This is a genomic window from Paraburkholderia sp. JPY465 (assembly GCF_050436725.1).
GTDB lineage: Bacteria > Pseudomonadota > Gammaproteobacteria > Burkholderiales > Burkholderiaceae > Paraburkholderia > Paraburkholderia youngii.
In genome coordinates, this window is record NZ_JBNDMT010000003.1 from 635,345 (window position 1) to 650,577 (window position 15,233).

12 protein-coding genes and 3 pseudogenes are annotated in these 15,233 nt (G+C 62.8%); 9 read left to right on the plus strand and 6 right to left on the minus strand.

The window, feature by feature from the left end; translation table 11 throughout:
* The first annotated feature begins 141 nt into the window (after positions 1-141).
* From lepA to nagZ, 8 genes are all read left to right on the plus strand, one after another.
* Positions 142-1,935: a translation elongation factor 4 gene (gene lepA, locus QFZ94_RS17555; RefSeq protein WP_013090048.1), complete on the plus strand. Its 1,794-nt coding sequence runs from the start codon at positions 142-144 to the stop codon at positions 1,933-1,935.
* A gap of 18 nt (positions 1,936-1,953) precedes the next feature.
* Positions 1,954-2,847 (plus strand): signal peptidase I, encoded by an 894-nt coding sequence (gene lepB / locus QFZ94_RS17560; RefSeq protein ID WP_410849561.1) that lies wholly within the window; start codon positions 1,954-1,956, stop codon positions 2,845-2,847.
* 192 nt (positions 2,848-3,039) lie between these two features.
* Positions 3,040-4,320: a ribonuclease III gene (gene rnc / locus QFZ94_RS17565; RefSeq protein ID WP_368585212.1), complete on the plus strand. Its 1,281-nt coding sequence runs from the start codon at positions 3,040-3,042 to the stop codon at positions 4,318-4,320.
* Between the two features lie 54 nt (positions 4,321-4,374).
* Entirely contained in the window at positions 4,375-5,274 is a 900-nt protein-coding gene (gene era, locus QFZ94_RS17570) for a GTPase Era (RefSeq protein WP_050783920.1), read from the plus strand.
* Complete coding sequence (gene recO, locus QFZ94_RS17575; protein WP_429458475.1) at positions 5,261-6,166, plus strand: DNA repair protein RecO; 906 nt, start codon at positions 5,261-5,263, stop codon at positions 6,164-6,166. Before era ends, recO begins: the two co-directional genes overlap by 14 nt.
* A complete protein-coding gene (pdxJ, locus tag QFZ94_RS17580) occupies positions 6,163-6,927 on the plus strand; it encodes a pyridoxine 5'-phosphate synthase (RefSeq protein WP_368585215.1) in 765 nt (254 codons plus the stop codon). The genes recO and pdxJ overlap by 4 nt, the downstream gene beginning before the upstream one ends.
* Before the next feature lie 24 nt (positions 6,928-6,951).
* Entirely contained in the window at positions 6,952-7,419 is a 468-nt protein-coding gene (gene acpS, locus QFZ94_RS17585; protein WP_368585216.1) for a holo-ACP synthase, read from the plus strand.
* A 67-nt stretch (positions 7,420-7,486) separates the two neighbouring features.
* On the plus strand, positions 7,487-8,515 hold the full coding sequence (gene nagZ, locus QFZ94_RS17590; RefSeq protein WP_429458478.1) for a beta-N-acetylhexosaminidase: 1,029 nt from the start codon (positions 7,487-7,489) through the stop codon (positions 8,513-8,515).
* A gap of 80 nt (positions 8,516-8,595) precedes the next feature.
* Here the strand turns inward: nagZ and QFZ94_RS17595 are convergent, their stop codons facing one another.
* From QFZ94_RS17595 to QFZ94_RS17605, 3 genes and pseudogenes are all read right to left on the minus strand, one after another.
* Positions 8,596-9,978, minus strand: a complete 1,383-nt coding sequence (locus QFZ94_RS17595; RefSeq protein WP_429458480.1) for a sigma-54-dependent transcriptional regulator — start codon at positions 9,976-9,978, stop codon at positions 8,596-8,598.
* A 189-nt stretch (positions 9,979-10,167) separates the two neighbouring features.
* Entirely contained in the window at positions 10,168-10,374 is a 207-nt protein-coding gene (locus QFZ94_RS17600; RefSeq protein ID WP_429458482.1) for a CsbD family protein, read from the minus strand.
* A gap of 274 nt (positions 10,375-10,648) precedes the next feature.
* Positions 10,649-11,308: pseudogene (locus QFZ94_RS17605) on the minus strand (group II intron maturase-specific domain-containing protein); the annotation flags it as partial.
* Between the two features lie 334 nt (positions 11,309-11,642).
* Between QFZ94_RS17605 and QFZ94_RS17610 the strand changes: the two are divergent.
* Positions 11,643-12,776: pseudogene (locus QFZ94_RS17610) on the plus strand (recombinase family protein); the annotation flags it as partial.
* A gap of 519 nt (positions 12,777-13,295) precedes the next feature.
* On the opposite strand, the pseudogene QFZ94_RS17615 reads toward QFZ94_RS17610, so the two are convergent.
* The 3 genes and pseudogenes from QFZ94_RS17615 to efp form a co-directional block, all read right to left on the minus strand.
* Positions 13,296-14,018: pseudogene (locus QFZ94_RS17615) on the minus strand (reverse transcriptase domain-containing protein); the annotation flags it as partial.
* Between the two features lie 109 nt (positions 14,019-14,127).
* Positions 14,128-14,286, minus strand: a complete 159-nt coding sequence (locus tag QFZ94_RS17620; RefSeq protein ID WP_429456375.1) for a hypothetical protein — start codon at positions 14,284-14,286, stop codon at positions 14,128-14,130.
* Between the two features lie 216 nt (positions 14,287-14,502).
* Positions 14,503-15,060, minus strand: a complete 558-nt coding sequence (efp, locus tag QFZ94_RS17625) for an elongation factor P (RefSeq protein WP_013090038.1) — start codon at positions 15,058-15,060, stop codon at positions 14,503-14,505.
* Between the last annotated feature and the right edge of the window lie 173 nt (positions 15,061-15,233).

The following is a 15,233-nucleotide window of genomic DNA, read 5'->3' on the forward strand; positions in this document are numbered from 1 at the left end:
CCTCTACGCCGTCTTGAGGCCCGCGCTATGCAAGATGCGCCGGCCGAGGGGCTTTTCGGCTAAAATAGATAGGTTTTTCACCTACTTACAAGGCGTGCTCCGCTATTGTCCGGGCGCGCCTTTTCGCTTGATCGGCACTGAATGGATCATATTCGTAACTTCTCGATCATTGCGCACATCGACCATGGCAAGTCGACGCTCGCCGATCGCATCATCCAGATTTGTGGTGGTCTGTCCGACCGCGAGATGGAAGCTCAGGTGCTCGACTCGATGGATCTCGAGCGCGAGCGCGGCATCACCATCAAGGCGCAAACCGCCGCGTTGTCGTATCGCGCGCGCGATGGCCGGGTCTACAACCTGAACATGATCGACACCCCCGGGCACGTCGACTTCTCGTACGAAGTCAGCCGCTCCCTGTCCGCGTGCGAAGGCGCGCTGCTCGTCGTCGACGCGAGCCAGGGCGTGGAGGCGCAAACCGTCGCCAACTGCTACACGGCCATCGAGCTCGGCGTCGAAGTGGTGCCGGTGTTGAACAAGATCGATCTGCCGGCGGCGAACCCCGAAAACGCGATCGCCGAGATCGAGGACGTGATCGGCATCGACGCGACCGACGCCACACATTGCAGCGCGAAGACTGGCCTCGGCGTCGAAGACGTGCTCGAAGCGCTGATCGCGAAAGTGCCGCCGCCGAAGGGTGACCCGGAAGCGCCGCTGCAGGCGCTGATCATCGACTCGTGGTTCGACAACTACGTCGGTGTCGTGATGCTCGTGCGCATCGTCAACGGAACGCTGCGTCCGAAGGACAAGATCCGCCTGATGGCAACCGGCGCGCAGTATCCGGTGGAACATATCGGCGTGTTCACGCCGAAGTCGAAGAATCTCGAATCGCTGTCGGCGGGGCAGGTGGGCTTCATCATCGCCGGCATCAAGGAACTCGCGGCGGCGAAGGTCGGCGACACGGTTACGCTGGTGAACCAGCCGGCGGCCGAGCCGCTGCCGGGCTTCAAGGAAGTGAAGCCGCAGGTGTTCGCGGGTCTCTATCCGGTCGAAGCGAACCAGTACGACGCGCTGCGCGACTCGCTCGAAAAGCTGAAGCTGAACGACGCGTCGCTGCAGTACGAGCCGGAAGTGTCGCAAGCGCTCGGTTTCGGGTTCCGCTGCGGCTTCCTCGGTCTGTTGCACATGGAAATCGTGCAGGAACGTCTCGAACGTGAGTTCGACATGGACCTGATCACAACGGCGCCGACCGTGGTCTACGAAGTACTGCAGCGCGACGGCACGACCCTGATGGTCGAGAATCCGGCCAAGATGCCCGAGCCGTCGAAGATCGAGGAAGTGCGCGAGCCGATCGTCACCGTGAACCTGTACATGCCGCAAGACTACGTCGGCGCGGTGATCACGTTGTGTACGCAGAAGCGCGGCAACCAGATCAACATGCAGTATCACGGTCGTCAGGTCCAGTTGACGTACGAAATCCCGATGGGCGAAGTCGTGCTCGATTTCTTCGACCGTCTGAAGTCGATTTCTCGCGGTTACGCGTCGATGGATTACGAGTTCAAGGAATACCGCGCGTCGGACGTCGTGAAGGTCGACATGCTGATCAACGGCGACAAGGTCGATGCGCTGTCGGTGATCGTGCATCGCTCGCAAAGCCAGTATCGCGGCCGCGAAGTGGCAGCGAAAATGCGCGAGCTGATTCCGCGTCAGATGTACGACGTAGCGGTTCAAGCCACGATTGGTTCAAACATTATCGCGCGCGAAAACATTAAAGCGTTGCGTAAGAACGTGCTGGCAAAATGCTACGGTGGTGATATCACGCGTAAGAAGAAGCTGCTTGAAAAGCAGAAGGCAGGCAAGAAGCGAATGAAGCAGGTGGGTTCGGTTGAAATCCCGCAAGAGGCTTTCCTCGCTATTCTGCGTGTCGAAGACAAATAAGTTGAATAACGGAACCCTATGAATTTCGCGCTGATTCTTTTTGTGCTCGTCGTTTTGACGGGCGTCGCATGGGTCGCGGACAAACTGGTTTTCCTGCCGAAACGGCGCCGCGAGGCGGAAGCCGCAGTCGCCGAATTCGATCGTCAGCAGGCGCGCATCGGCGAGCGTTTCGCCGATGAAAACGCCGCGCAAACGCGCGCGCGTTTGCGCGACGACAAGCTGCGTCAGCCGTGGTGGCTCGAATATACGGCGAGCTTTTTTCCGGTGATTCTGGTGGTGTTCGTCGTGCGCTCGTTCGTGGTCGAGCCGTTCAAGATCCCATCCGGCTCGATGGTGCCGACGCTGCTGGTGGGCGACTTCATCCTCGTCAATAAATTCGAATACGGTCTTCGTTTGCCGATCACCAACACGAGGATCACGCAGGGCCGCCCGGTCCAGCGCGGCGACGTGGTGGTGTTCCGTTATCCGAAAGACGAATCGGTCGATTACATCAAGCGCGTGATTGGTCTGCCGGGCGATCTGGTCGAGTATCAGGACAAGAAGTTGACCGTCAACGGCAAGCCGGTGCCAGAAACGCCACTGCCCGATTATCTCGACGAAGAGCGGCTCGGCTATGCGAAGCAGTTCCAGGAAGATATCGACGGCCGCAAGAACGCGATTCTGAACAATCCGGCGGTGCCGCCGTTCATCGTTGGTGCAGAAGACTTCCCCTATCGCGACAACTGTCAATACAACGCACGTGGCGTGATCTGCAAAGTGCCGCCGGGCAATTTCTTCATGATGGGCGATAACCGCGACAACAGCGCGGATAGCCGGTACTGGGGTTTTGCGCCTGAACGCAATATCGTCGGCCGCGCATTTTTCATCTGGATGAACTTCAGCGATCTGCGACGCATCGGCTCCTTCCAGTGAGTCGTGTGCATTGATCGCTTCGTGATCACTTCATGAGCGATCACACGCCGCGCGAATAACCGGCACCGGTTATCTCGGTCGCGGCGTGTTGTCATGCAACTTTAAGAACTCGCGGTAACGTCGCTTCACCACGCTTTTTCCTCTGGCGCCCCGCGTTTCCGCCGGGTCAGGCGCCCGCGTTATACTCTGCCCATGCCTCTATCTCCGTTGGAAAGCCGTTTGCGCTACGAATTTCGCAATGCGGAATTGCTGCGTCAGGCTTTAACACACCGCAGTCACAGCTCCACGCATAATGAACGGCTCGAATTTCTCGGCGACTCCGTTCTGAATTGCGCGGTGGCTGCGCTTTTGTTCCAACGTTTCGGCAAACTCGACGAAGGCGACCTATCGCGCGTGCGCGCCAATCTGGTCAAACAGCAGTCTCTCTACGAGATCGCTCAGGCACTCAATATCTCGGAAGGCCTGCGCCTCGGCGAGGGCGAGTTGCGCAGCGGCGGCTTCCGCCGGCCGTCGATCCTCGCGGATACGCTCGAGGCGGTGCTCGGTGCGATATTTCTCGACGGCGGCTTCGACGCTGCGCAGACGGTCATCAAGCGCCTTTACGTGCCGATCCTCGACCACATCGACCCCCGTACGCTCGGCAAGGACGCAAAGACGCTGCTGCAGGAGTATCTGCAAGGCCACAAGATTGCGTTGCCTACCTATACGGTCGTCGCTACCCATGGTGCGGCGCACAATCAGCAATTCGAAGTCGAATGCACGGTGCCAAAGCTCGACGTCAAAGTGTCCGGCTCGGGCGCGAGCCGTCGCGCGGCGGAGCAGGCGGCCGCAAAGAAGGCGCTCGACGAAGTAATGGCCGCAGCGCCCGCCGTGGTTGCGAAGCCGAAGCGGTCGAAAAGCGCACGCGCCGCGAAAAACGCCGAGCAGGAAATCGTGCCGGGCGTGACCGGCGTACAGGCCGCACTGGATTTACGCACGCCGGATCGCAAGAGCGCGCGCGGCGAAGGGCGCGCGCCTGCCACGATTGAAGCCCACGCCGACAAGTCTGCCGTGGAAAAGTCAGCCGTTGAACGGCCTGCAGCCGAGCGTGCCGCGCCAGGTCCCGCCGGTGCGCCGTTGGCTGTCATCCGTGCCGCGCATGTGGAGTACAGCGGACATGACAAGCCGGAACGCGCCGAGAAGTCCGAAAAAGCGGAGAGAACCGACAAGGTTTCGGTGCACTCAGGCGAGAAACCTGTCGACAAGTCAGCCGAAAAGCCCGCAGCGGACAAAACCCCCGACCTCAAAGCCGACGCGCCGTCACACACCCGTAGCGCAGAGCGTCAGCGTAACCGCGAAGCCGCGCCGGGCACGGGCTCTTCGAGCGTTTCCGCCGCACCCGCGTCGGTCGTCTCGGCGGCCCCGGCACCTGCCGAACACGAACCCGGCGTCGCCGGCGCGGTGCAAACGCGCGTCGCCGATGCGGGCCATTGATTGCCATCGGCGTGCGCGTCGCGCGCGCCGACCTGAACCTGCCGTAGTCCGAATATGAACGCTCCCACTCCCACTGGTTTTCGCTGCGGCATGGTCGCGATCGTCGGCCGCCCGAACGTCGGCAAGTCCACGCTGATGAACGCGCTGGTCGGCCAGAAAGTCAGCATCACGTCGCGCAAGGCGCAGACCACGCGACATCGCATCACCGGCATCAACACGCTCGAAGACGCTCAGTACATCTTCGTCGACACGCCCGGATTCCAGACCAAGCACAGCGGCGCGCTGAACCGCTCGCTGAACCGCGCCGTAACGTCGACGCTGACCTCGGTCGATGCGATCCTGTTCGTCATCGAAGCAGGCCGCTTCGGCCCCGACGACCAGAAGGTACTCGACCTGATCCCGGCGAAGGTGCCGACGCTGCTGATCGCGAACAAGCTTGATCGCGTATCGGATAAGGACTCGCTTTTCCCGTTCATGCAGCAGATGAGCACGCTGCGCGAGTTCAACGAGATCGTGCCGCTGTCCGCGAAAAATACCGACGACATCAAGCGTCTGATGGCGACCATCAAGCCGTTCCTGCCGGAAGGCGAGCCGATCTACGGCGAGGACGACCTGACCGACCGCAGCGAGCGCTTCCTTGCGGCCGAAATCCTGCGCGAGAAGGTCTTCCGCTGGACCGGCGACGAACTGCCGTACACCAGCACCGTGCTGATCGACAAGTTCGAAACCGAAGGGCGGCTGCGCCGTATCTTCGCAACGATCCTCGTCGATCGCGACACGCACAAGGCGATGATCATCGGGCAGAAGGGCGCAAAGCTGAAGCAGATCAGCACCGAGGCGCGCCTCGACATGGCGAAGCTGTTCGATGGGCCGGTGTATCTCGAGACCTTCGTCAAGGTGAAGAGCGGCTGGGCCGACAACGAAGCCGGGCTTCGTGCGTATGGGTACGAATGACGCGTGGATGACGCTCAATTCAGACGAGGCTCCGGACCAACCGGAGCACGAGCCGTCGCGGCCCGCGCGTAGCGCGAGGAAATCGTCGGCTCAGGCGAAAGGCGCGAAAGGCGCGCCCGCCGACGACGGCGAGCCGCGCAAAACGCCGGCGCGTCGCTCGCCGCGCACCTCCACATCAGAATACCGGATCACCGAGCAGCCCGCGTTCGTGCTGCACAGCTACCCGTATCGTGAGACCAGCCTGATCATCGACGTGCTGTCGCGCGATCACGGTCGTCTCGCGCTCGTCGCGAAGGGCGCAAAGCGCCCGCACTCCGCGTTGCGCGGCGTGCTGCAAACGTTCCAGCCTTTGTCGCTCGCATGGTCGGGCAAATCCGAAATGCGCACGCTGACCGGTGCCGAATGGGTCGGCGGCATGCTGCCGCTGACCGGCGACGCGCTGCTGTGCGGCTTCTATGCCAACGAATTGCTAGTGCGCTTCTGCGCGCGCGAAGACCCGCATCCTCAGTTGTTCCATCACTACGTCGTCACGCTGACCCGCCTTGCGCACGATGAGCCGCCGGTGCAGGTGCTGCGCTCGTTCGAACGCGTGCTGCTGCGCGAGACCGGCTACGCGATGGCGCTCGACCGCACGGTCGCGCGCAGGGCCGTGCTCGCCGACGGCCGCTACGTGTTCGATCCAGAGCGCGGCGTGCGCGAGGCATCGGACGAATGGCCCGCGCAGTGGCCGGTGGTATCGGGACAGACCTTGCTCGATATGGAAAAGGACGATTACCATCGAGCGCAGACCGTCGCGCAAAGCAAAACGCTGATGCGCTTCCTGCTCAACACCTATCTCGGCGGCGCGCCGCTTGCTACCCGCCAGATCCTGATCGACCTGCAGAACTTATGAGCTTCTTCCTGACTTCGCCGACCGTGATCGACCTCGGCGTGAATATCGACCACGTCGCCACGCTGCGCAACGCGCGCGGCACGTCCTATCCCGATCCGATCCGCGCCGCGCTGATGGCCGAAGAAGCCGGCGCCGACGCGATTACGCTGCATCTGCGCGAAGACCGTCGGCATATCGTCGACGCGGACGTGCACAAGCTGCGTCCGCTGCTGAAAACGCGCATGAATCTCGAATGCGCGGTCACGGCCGAAATGCTCGACATCGCGTGCGAAGTGCAGCCGCACGACGTGTGCCTCGTGCCTGAAAAACGCGCGGAACTGACGACCGAAGGCGGCCTCGACGTCACCGGACAGTTCGATGCGGTGCGCGCCGCATGTAAGCAACTGGCGGACGCGAACTCGCGCGTGTCGCTGTTCATCGATCCCGACGAAACCCAGATTCGCGCCGCGCACGAAGCCGGCGCGCCGGTGATCGAGCTGCACACCGGCCGTTATGCGGAAGCGCACGATCCCGCCGAACAGCAGCGCGAATACGAGCGCATCTCGCGCGCGGTCGAATTCGGCACGACGCTCGGCCTTAAGGTGAACGCGGGCCACGGCCTGCACTACACGAACGTGCAGCAGATCGCGGCGATCGACGGCATCGTCGAACTCAACATCGGCCATGCGATCGTCGCGCACGCGATCTTCGCGGGCTGGGACAACGCGGTGCGCGAGATGAAGGCGATCATGGTCGCCGCGCGTCTCGGCGCGCGCGCGTAACCCGATCTCGCGACGGACGCACGCATGGCAATCTACGGAATCGGCACCGACATCGTTCAGGTCAGCCGTGTCGCAGCGGTGATGACCCGCACCAATGGCCGTTTCGCCGAGAAGGTGCTCGGTCCCGACGAACTACGCGTCTACCACGCGCGTCACGCCCGTTCGGCGGCCCGCGGTCTCGCGTTTCTCGCGACGCGCTTTTCGGCGAAAGAGGCGTTCTCGAAGGCAATCGGCCTCGGCATGCACTGGCCGATGAGCTGGCGCGCGCTGCAGACGCTGAACCGGCCGAGCGGCGAGCCGATGGTGGTCGCCTCCGGCGAGCTGGCCGACTGGCTCGACGCGCGCGGCATCACGGCGCGCGTGACGATCAGCGACGAGCGCGACTACGCGGTGTCGTTCGTGATCGCCGAGACGCAGCGGCCGGACGAGACGGAAGCTTCGTTTGCCGCGTCGGCGTCGCGGGCTTCGTCCGCGCACTCGGCCACCGAATAAAAATGTTGAACGCGGCCGCTGTCGGTCGCGTTTGTCTTTGCGTCAGACTCTTTTCCAGCGGAATTCGATGAAAACCACACCCGGACCGGTGATGCTCGACGTGGTCGGCAAAACGCTGAACCGCGATGACAAAAGGCGTCTCGCGCATCCGATGACCGGCGGCGTGATCCTGTTCGCGCGCCACTACGAGAGCCGCGCGCAACTGGTCGCGCTGACCGATGCGATCCGCGCGATTCGCCCGGATCTGCTGATCGCGGTCGATCACGAAGGCGGCCGCGTGCAGCGCTTTCGTACTGACGGCTTCACGGTGCTGCCGTCGATGGGCAAGCTCGGTGCGTTGTGGGACCAGGACGTGCTGCGCGCGACGAAGGTGACGACCGCGGTCGGCTACATCCTCGCCGCGGAACTGCGCGCATGCGGCATCGACATGAGCTTCACGCCGGTGCTCGACCTCGACTATGGGCATTCGCAGGTGATCGGTGATCGCGCGTTTCATCGGGATCCGCGCGTGGTCGCGCTGCTCGCGAAGAGCCTGAATCACGGTCTCGCGCTCGCCGGCATGAGCAACTGCGGCAAGCATTTTCCGGGGCACGGATTCGCGCAGGCAGATTCGCACGTCGCGATGCCCATCGACGAACGCCCGCTCGACGAGATTCTCGGCAACGACGTCGCACCGTACGACTGGCTCGGTCTGTCGCTTGGCGCGGTGCTGCCCGCGCACGTAGTCTATCCGGCGGTCGACGCGAAGCCGGCCGGCTTCTCGCGCATCTGGCTGCAGGACATCCTGCGCGGCAAGCTGGGCTTCGAAGGGGCGATCTTCAGCGACGATCTGTCGATGGAAGCCGCGCGCCAGGGCGGCACGTTGACCGAAGGCGCGCAAGCCGCGCTGGAGGCCGGCTGCGACATGGTGCTGATCTGCAACCAGCCGGACGAAGCGGAGAAGGTGCTCGACGCACTGCGCGTCACGCCGTCGAAGGAATCGCTGCGGCGGTTGAAGCGCATGCGGCCGCGCGGCAAGGCGCTCACGTGGAGCAAGCTGATGGCCGAGCCACGGTACGCCGAAGCGCAGAGACTGGTGCGCAGTACCTTTGCATAAATGGAAATGGCGCCTTGAAGCAATTCAAGGCGCCATTTTTTATCAGCTTCGACTGGCCCGAACCGCCGTCGGGCAATCGTTCAGTTCAGGCGCATGCGCTGCAACTTGTTGTACAGCGTCTTCGGGCTGATTCCCAGCAACGACGCCGCGCGATGCCGCGTGCCGCCGACCGCGTCCAGCGTCGCGCGAATCAGCATTTCTTCGACGTCAGCGAGTGGCGTGCCGACGGTCACCTGCACGCGGCTGCCGTTAAGATCGCGGCCGTTGGCCGTGCCGGCTTCGTCGGCGCGCAATGATTCGATCACGTCACCCGACGCCTGATAGGCGCGCCGCACGCGTTCCTGCAGCTCGCGCACATTGCCCGGCCAGTCGTACGCGAGGCATTCGCGCAGGAAGTTCGGCCCTGCCTGCTTCGCGACCTCGGCCGTGCCGCGCGCGGTCGCTTCCATATTCAGTTCGTCGACGACTGCCTGTGCGATCAGCACCGGATCTTCGCCGCGCTCGCGCAGCGGCGGCAGGTTGACCGCGGCGGCTTCGAGACGCAGCGCGAGGTCCTGATGCAGCGAGCCGTCCGCGACCGCCGCGCGCGGCGGCTTGCGCGTCGACGCGATCAGTCGGAAGTCGGTCACGATCTGGTTGCTGCCGCCCACGCGCATAAAGGTCTGCGAATCGAGCGCGCGCAACAGCGCTTCCTGCTGCGCGCGCGGCAGTTCGGTGATTTCGTTGATGAACAGCGTGCCGCCGCTCGCCTGTTCGAAGAGGCCTGGCTCGCGCTGCTCTGCGCCGCCGAACGCGCCGCGTTCGTGGCCGAACAACAAGCTGTCGAGCGAGCGATTGAGGCCGCCGGCGGCCGCGCCGCGGCAATCGAAGGTGACGAACGGGCCTTTGCGGCGGCGACTCATGTCGTGCAGCGTGCGCGCGGCGATCTGCTTGCCGGTGCCGGCCTCGCCGGAGATCAGCACCGCGGCTTCAGTCGGCGCGAGCCGCTCGATCGTGTCGTACACGTGTTGAATCGTGCTGCTGCGGCCGAGCATCGAACCAAAGCGGCCGAGTTGACGCAGCGATGCCCGCAGCGCCTGGACCTCCTCGGTCAGCTCATAAGGCCGCGGAATGCGCGCGAGCAGGCTGCGCAGACGCGGGATGTTGACCGGCTTCAGCAGATAGTCCCAGATACCGTGCCGCAACCCCTCGATCGCACTCTCGACCGTCGCATTGCCGGTCATCACGATCACTGGAAGCGCACCGCCTGGCGGATGCGCGGGCAGATGCTGCAACAGATCGAGGCCGCTGCCGTCCGGCAGATTCAGGTCGACGAGCACGACGTCCGGAATGAAGCGCGTCAATGCGCCGCGCGCCTCGGCGAGCGTGGTCGCGGTGTCGACTGAAAAGCCGTCGGCGGCGAGGATTGCCGACAGACCGGACAGGCTATTGGGATCGTCTTCAACAATCAGGGCGTGTGGCATGGCGAGCGCAATTTTATGAATGGGTTGAATGCCCGGGGCGCCGCCAACGCTGATGGCGCGCACCGTGGGCTCCTGGGGGCTCGATGACAGGGCTAAACGAACGGTCCTTGCACGGTGAAAAAACGACAGCCGCCGGCACTGCGTCTTGAGCGGCGCGGGCCGGCGCCTGTAGTTCCTTCACTGCTCCTGTCAGAAATCCCGGTTGCTATCGAAAAACCGGCGCACTTCGAGTTCCGCCTGTTCACGGGTTTTGCCATAGCGTTCCTGAATCAGACCGGCGAGCCTGTCGGCCCGGCCTTCGGCTTTGGTCAGTTCGTCGTCAGTCAGTTCGCCCCATGCGGCCTTCGCCTTGCCGACCATCTGTTTCCATTTGCCTTCAGCAATGTCGTTGTTCATGGTGGCTCTCCCAGGTGGATATTGAGCGGTACTCGCGTAACTCTCTCCACCTAGCAGGCATCGTGCCAAAAAGCCTGGATGAAATGGATCAAGGGCCTGGCGCGCGCCCGACGCGAATTCATGATGTCGCGATGGCAATTTTGAGAAATTTGCCGGTAAAGTTTTCCTAAACCATACACGGCGCGACAATCGGCATAGGGGGCAGCCATCGGGCTGCGCCCCTGCCACACCACCCGGCATGCGGGTCCGCACCGGGCGGTTCGGGAAGTTGAGGTCATGAGAGACGGGGCAAACCCAGCCGGTCGAACCACGCCACCGTGAACAGTCTGCTTAGCAGCCTGCCGCTGTTGCGCCACCAGCGACGGCCGTTGGCCGCCACCCGTCGCGCCACATCAACGGCGGCGCCCATCGCGCGCAGTTCGCGGTACATCGTCGTACCGCGCTTCCACTGCTTGAGCTGGATTGCGCGCAGTCGGTGACGCAACCACTTGTCCAGCTCACGCCAGACCTTCGGTGTCTGCGCCAGACGGAAGTACGCCTTCCAGCCCAGCAGGTACGCGCGTACCTGTCGCACCACTTCCCGCAGGCTGCGCCCGCATGAACGAGCGGTCAGTTCCCGGATGCGTTGCCGAAACGTCGCCAGCGGTTTGTCCGCCACGCGGCGCTTGACCTCGCGTCCGGGTGCCACCCAGAAGCTGTAGCCCAGGAACTTGCGTCCAAACACGCTGGCCACTGCGCTTTTGGTCTCGTTGACCTTCAAACGCAGTCGCCCGTACAGCCGCCGCAGCAACGCCATCACCCGTTCGCCCGCGCGCCGACTGCGAACGTACACGTTCGCGTCGTCGGCATAGCGCGCGAAGCAGTGACCGCGCCGCTCCAGTTCCTTGTCCACCTCGTCGAGCAACACGTTGGCCAGCAACGGCGATAGAGCCCCGGCAACAACATAGCAAACTCGCGGGTAAGATGGGGCCTTCGCATATCGAGGGAGTGTCTGGCGCCATGGTCCAGAGAATGTCCTGCCAGTAATGCGGTTCTCGTGCTTGAGGCCGTTGCTCCCGCTAACCGGGAGCCCAGTCGATGACACGGGGACGACGCAAACACTGGCGAGTGCGTCTCGCTTTCGAGCCGAACCGCTATTCCAGCGAACAACTGGAGAAGGCCTATGATCAGCTCAGTCCGATTGATGCCCGAAGCACGAGGCGCGCATCGGATGCAAGGCCAGCAACGGCGAAAGCGATGAAGCGAGGGAAACGATGAGCAACGTTGCCATGGTCGCGCTTTACGCGCGCGTGTCATCCGAGCAGCAAAGCAAACGCGGCACGATAGACAGCCAGATCGCTGCATTGAAAGAACGAATTCAGGCCGACGGGGCGCAGATTGTGGAGGACATGTGCTTCGTCGATGCCGGGGTGAGCGGTGCAACGCTGGTCAGGCCGCAATTGGAGCGCCTGCGCGACGCCGCCGCGCTCGGGACGGTCGATCGGCTGTACATCCTCGCGCCAGACCGCCTGGCGCGCAAATATGCGCACCAGGCCCTGTTGATGGAGGAATTCTCCTCGTGCGGCGTACAGGTCGTGTTTCTCAATCATGCAATTGGCACGACGCCGGAAGAATCACTGCTGCTGCAGATGCAGGGCATGATAGCGGAGTACGAGCGGGCAAAAATCGCAGAGCGTCACCGCCGCGGCAAGCTTCACGGCGCGAAACGCGGTACCGTCAACGTGCTATCAGGGGCGCCTTACGGCTACCGCTATATCCGAAGACAGCTCGACGGGACGCCAGCCCGGTACGTCATCGAACTGCCGCAAGCCGCCACGGTGAAAGCGATCTTCGAGTGGGTCGGGCTGGAGCGCCTGAGCCTCGGAGAAGTGATACGTCGGCTTGGCGAGGCCGGTACCGTGACGGCATCGGGCAAGCCGTACTGGGACCGCAGCGTGGTATGGGGCATCTTGCGTAATCCGGCGTACATGGGGCGGGCTGCGTTTGGCAAAACGCAGGCGTGCGATCATCAGGTGCGCGTGCGTGCCCAGCGTCACAGCGCCTGCGTGCCCAGGAAACCGTATTCAGCGAAACGCGCGGACCGGCAGCAGTGGATCGAAATTCCGGTGCCAGCAATCGTCAGCGAAGCACTGTTCGAAATCGTTCAGGAGCAGCTTGCCGAGAACCGCAAGCTGGCACGCCAGCGCCGGGATAATGCGCCGCTTCGCCTGCTGCAGGGGCTCACTGTTTGTGGGCAGTGCCGTTACGCCTACTACGCGAAGAAAGTGAGCAAGTCGGCGGCCAAGGGACATCATCGAGACTATGCCTATTACCGCTGCGTTGGAACCGACGCCTACCGGTTCGGCGGCGAACGTATCTGCGACAACCTGCAGGTACGGACAGACAAGCTCGATGAGCTGGTATGGCATCAGGTTGTGGAATTGCTCAGGCATCCCGATCGACTGAAAGAAGAGTATGAACGTCGACTCGACGTGATGGAGCGTAGCGAAAAGCGCGGCTTCGATACCGGCAGTCTGGAAAAGCAGCGGCTTCAGCTCCAAAAGAGCAAATCGCGACTGATCGACGGCTACTCCGACGGTATCATCGACAAGGCTGACTTCGAGCCAAGGATGCAGCAGTTGAAGAGTCGGCTCGCACAGATTGAACAGCAGATCCAGGAATCACGGCGCCACGGCGCGATGCAAAGCGAGCTGTTTCTCGTCATTAACCGGCTTGAGGAGTTTGCAGCCGCCGTCACTGAAAAGCTGGATGCGATTGATCTTGAAACGAAACGCAAGATCGTTCTGGGCCTGGTCAAGCGCGTAGAAATCCACAAGGACGAGATCGTCGTCGTGTTCCGTGTCGATCCGCAACCGCCGGTTCGCGGCAGCGAAAATTCGACCGACTCAGACGCAGGAGAGAAAAGTATGCAACATTGTAGGCGGCGTAACCGGCCCGCCCTGCGGCGTGCCCTGTTCGCGCTGCTGAACCACACCGCCATCCATGATGCCGCTCGTCAGATACGCCCGGATCAGCCGGATCACCCCGGCGTCCCCAATACGTTTCTGTAGACGGTCGATCAGGATGTCGTGGTTGACCCGGTCGAAGAACTTCTCCAGATCAACGTCCACCACGATTCGCCGGCCCGACTGCACGTACGACTGCGCGGCAAGCACCGCATCGTGCGCACGCCGTCCGGGCCGGAAACCATAGCTGTGCGCGCTGAAGGTGGGGTCCAGAACCGGTTGCAGCACCTGCAGCAGCGCCTGCTGGATCAGCCGGTCCGTCACCGTCGGGATGCCAAGCTCGCGCTCGCTTCCGTCCGGTTTCGGGATCGTCACCCGCCGTACCGGGCTGGGCCGGTACGTCCCCTTCAGCAACTGTTCACGGATCGCCGGCCACGCCGTCACCAGATGGCGCGACGTCTGGTCAATGTCCAGACCGTCCACGCCAGCGGCTCCCTTGTTGGCCCGTACCCGTTTGAATGCCTGCTTCAGGTTCTCTCTCGTCAGCGCCGCCATCAGCAGCGCTGACCCTGTGTCCCCGGATTCATGGCGCGGGCAACAGGCTTCGTCGCTCACGGGCATAGACGCAGCTTCACCGCGTGTGCCTCCCGCTCGCCCCGCTTGCACGGGCTTCTGACGCAGTACCTGTCGCATCGACATGACGCTGGACACTCCTTCCCGTTTGGCCCTTCGTCACCAGCTTCGGACTCATCGACCTGTCCTGTGACTACTACGGCCTCTGCTGACTCCTCGCTCCGGCTCGACGCCGTCACCCTTTCAGGCATGAGGCGAGGCCTCCCCAGGTAAGAACGCACTCCTTCATCGCACAACCGCCGCATCTACGCCACTTCACCTTGGTCACGAGAGCTTCGCGGTTTTTCGCCCGCTCGCCCTGCTCGGCAGCGCCTTCTATACGGTTCTTGTTCATCGGCTCGCGATTTACGCTCCACGCTTCCTCCCCACATCCGGTCGCCCTCGTGCAGTTGCGCTTCACTTCATTCGCTGTGACCAGCTTATGGCGGGACTTACACCCGCAGGAATGCGCCCATGCTGGGCGCACGAAAAGAAAAAGCGCCCAAAAATTGAGCGCTTTCGGTGCAGGCCGGCAGGGCGCCGGCGCTGGCGGGGTGACGCAGGCCGCCGTTTAGGCGCGGCTGCGGTACTCGTGCGTACGCGTGTCGATTTCGATCTTGTCGCCGATGTTGCAGAAGAGCGGCACTTGCAGTTCGAAGCCGGTGTTCAGCTTGGCGTTCTTCAGGACCTTGCCCGACGACGTGTCGCCCTTGACAGCCGGTTCCGTGTAGATGATTTCGCGAACCAGCGTGGTCGGCAGTTCGACCGAAATGGCCTTCTCGTTGTAGAACACGACTTCGCAAGCCATGCCGTCTTCGAGGTAGTTCATCGCGTCGCCCATCATTTCGGCTTCGACTTCGTACTGGTTGTAGTCGGCGTCCATGAACACGTACATCGGGTCGGCGAAGTACGAGTACGTCACTTCCTTGCGCTCGAGCACGACGACGTCGAACTTGTCGTCCGCCTTGTACACGGCTTCCATGCCTGCGCCGGTCAGCAGGTTCTTGAACTTCATTTTGACAACGGCGGAGTTACGGCCCGATTTGTTGTATTCGGCCTTTTGCACGACCATTGCGTCTGCGCCGATCATCACGACGTTGCCGGTGCGGAGTTCCTGTGCGGTCTTCATAAAACTGTCCTGTACGAGATAAATAGCTTAACTGTTGCTCAACGGCATAGGTGCCAAGCGGCTTCGGCGTTTCGCCCACCGCCTGCCGCGCGCCGCTCGAAGCGACCGCAGCCCGGATGCGTGAAACGGGACCGGCTCACGGCGAAAATCCGCGGCGTGATGCCCCGGCGTTT

What these genes read in the sequence shown, in the direction of transcription:
- QFZ94_RS17595 (WP_429458480.1), bottom strand. Translation starts at nt 9,978, where the DNA reads ATGCCACACGCCCTGATTGTTGAAGACGATCCCAATAGCCTGTCCGGT.
- acpS (WP_368585216.1), top strand. Translation starts at nt 6,952, where the DNA reads ATGGCAATCTACGGAATCGGCACCGACATCGTTCAGGTCAGCCGTGTC.
- lepA (WP_013090048.1), top strand. Translation starts at nt 142, where the DNA reads ATGGATCATATTCGTAACTTCTCGATCATTGCGCACATCGACCATGGC.
- rnc (WP_368585212.1), top strand. Translation starts at nt 3,040, where the DNA reads ATGCCTCTATCTCCGTTGGAAAGCCGTTTGCGCTACGAATTTCGCAAT.
- QFZ94_RS17600 (WP_429458482.1), bottom strand. Translation starts at nt 10,374, where the DNA reads ATGAACAACGACATTGCTGAAGGCAAATGGAAACAGATGGTCGGCAAG.
- lepB (WP_410849561.1), top strand. Translation starts at nt 1,954, where the DNA reads ATGAATTTCGCGCTGATTCTTTTTGTGCTCGTCGTTTTGACGGGCGTC.
- nagZ (WP_429458478.1), top strand. Translation starts at nt 7,487, where the DNA reads ATGAAAACCACACCCGGACCGGTGATGCTCGACGTGGTCGGCAAAACG.
- era (WP_050783920.1), top strand. Translation starts at nt 4,375, where the DNA reads ATGAACGCTCCCACTCCCACTGGTTTTCGCTGCGGCATGGTCGCGATC.
- QFZ94_RS17620 (WP_429456375.1), bottom strand. Translation starts at nt 14,286, where the DNA reads ATGAACAAGAACCGTATAGAAGGCGCTGCCGAGCAGGGCGAGCGGGCG.
- pdxJ (WP_368585215.1), top strand. Translation starts at nt 6,163, where the DNA reads ATGAGCTTCTTCCTGACTTCGCCGACCGTGATCGACCTCGGCGTGAAT.
- recO (WP_429458475.1), top strand. Translation starts at nt 5,261, where the DNA reads ATGGGTACGAATGACGCGTGGATGACGCTCAATTCAGACGAGGCTCCG.
- efp (WP_013090038.1), bottom strand. Translation starts at nt 15,060, where the DNA reads ATGAAGACCGCACAGGAACTCCGCACCGGCAACGTCGTGATGATCGGC.